This is a genomic window from Halomonas sp. 3D7M (genome assembly GCF_014897885.1).
GTDB lineage: Bacteria > Pseudomonadota > Gammaproteobacteria > Pseudomonadales > Halomonadaceae > Vreelandella.
Genome location: NZ_JABUZF010000245.1, coordinates 1 through 1850 on the forward strand (window position 1 = coordinate 1; position 1850 = coordinate 1850).

Annotated in this window: 2 protein-coding genes; one reads left to right on the plus strand and one right to left on the minus strand. The window is 49.9% G+C overall.

From position 1 onward, the window contains the following. On the plus strand, positions 1-286 hold a 286-nt coding region (locus INT22_RS14275), incomplete at its 5' end, for a C-terminal helicase domain-containing protein (RefSeq protein ID WP_193068446.1). Between the two features lie 54 nt (positions 287-340). Here the strand turns inward: INT22_RS14275 and rho are convergent. After that, positions 341-1297, minus strand: a complete 957-nt coding sequence (gene rho, locus INT22_RS14280) for a transcription termination factor Rho (protein WP_193068447.1) — start codon at positions 1295-1297, stop codon at positions 341-343. Positions 1298-1850 lie beyond the last annotated feature (553 nt).

Genomic DNA, 1850 nt, shown 5'->3' on the forward strand with positions numbered 1-1850 from the left:
TACGGGCGTAGCCGCTCGGGGGTTGGATATTGGTGAGCTGAGCCGAGTGGTGAATTACGATTTACCTTTCCAGCCAGAAGAGTACATCCACCGCATTGGCCGCACCGGCCGCGCGGGTGCCTCAGGTGAAGCCATCTCTCTTGTCGACATCAGTGACTTTAAAAATCTTTGTGCGATTGAAAAGCGATTAAAAAACATTATTGAGCGCAAAGAAGTTGAGGGCTTCCCGGTTAAAAAAGCCGTCCCCGCTTCCAACTTGAACCATGTTAAAAAAAGCAGTCGTTAAGCTTTAACAAAGAAGCTCATCTCTTACAAAAGTGAGCTTCTTGATCGCATACATTTACGATGCGGGTAAAAACGCATCTAACAGCTCGGCATTGGTTGGATATTTATCCAATAACTCAAGCAACTTCTGCGCGCCTTCTACTGGCTTAAGATGTGTCAACGCTCGACGCAATGCGCGTACTTTTTCAATATCTTTCGCATCAATCAACAGCTCTTCTCGACGGGTACTGCTTTTGGCAATATCTATCGCCGGGAAAATCCGTTGATTCGCCACTTCCCGTGATAGCACGATTTCCATATTGCCCGTGCCCTTAAACTCCTCGAAAATCACCTGATCCATACGGCTTCCCGTATCCACCAGCACGGTAGCCAGAATGGTGAGCGATCCTCCGTTTTCGATCTTTCTCGCGGCACCAAACAGTTTTCGCGGTATTTCCATCGCACGGCTATCCAGCCCACCCGACATCGTACGACCATTGCCGCGCTGCTCGGCATTATGAACGCGCGAGAGCCTAGTAAGAGAATCGATCACAATCATCACATCATGTCCCTCGCCCGCCTGCTTACGCGCCGTCTCAAGAAGCTTATCGGCCATATGCACATGGTGTGCGTAGCTTTCGTCTGAAGACGATGCATGTACGTCTGCCGACACACTGCGCTTAAAATCGGTCACTTCTTCAGGGCGCTCATCAATCAGCAAGGCATACAGCTTTATGTCAGGATACGCTTCTGCCACGGCCTGACAGATATGTTTTAACAGCGTCGATTTGCCAGAGCCCGGCGGCGCAACAATCAATCCGCGTTGCCCCATCCCAATAGGCGTAATCAAATCCATCGCGCGCACACTACGCTGCGAAGAGCCAAGCTCTAAAACAATGCGTGGGCTAGGATGAATCGCCACGCCATTTAAAAAACGTTTTTCGGGATCATCAGGAAATTGATCTTCAACTTCGTCGGCGGGCTTGGCATCTATCTGCCTTCTCGTTTTCAAACTGAGTGTTTTTCTCGCCATAATATCGGTGAATCGCCTTGAATAGCCTGGATTAATAGAATAACTGCATCTGAGCGCTTCTTCGTTGAATGGCGCATTGGGTGGTGGGCTACGATAAGGCTCTTAGACGACTTGTAGCTCTTTGGCGACGACATCATCACCGCGTGTCCAATGCGCCGCTAATACAAAATTTAGCAGCAAACCCCATATGGGTCATGCCCAATTTCTTACGCAAAGCAGCGACATCAACCAGCTCTGGCAGATGCGTTTTAGCCGCAGCGTTGCGCCCGTGATTAAGATCAATGGCTCTTCTTGCAAACCCTGAGCAATACTTCCGAGGAACTAGCCATGATGCTTCTCCAATGCGGCATTAACAAGCATATTGACCAACTTGGAAAACGCATCTCAATCTACTTCTGAGAGATTTTCGCGCTCGAACACTCGCTCCGAGAAGTATGAACCGGCTCCCCTCATTCCTATTATTTCCGCCCCACCTCAGCCCCGTAATTCCAGAACCACTCTGCCCCGTCATTCCAGAGCCACCTCAGCCCCGTCATTCCCGAGTGGGGTTATC

What these genes read in the sequence shown, in the direction of transcription:
- rho (WP_193068447.1), bottom strand. Translation starts at nt 1,297, where the DNA reads ATGGCGAGAAAAACACTCAGTTTGAAAACGAGAAGGCAGATAGATGCC.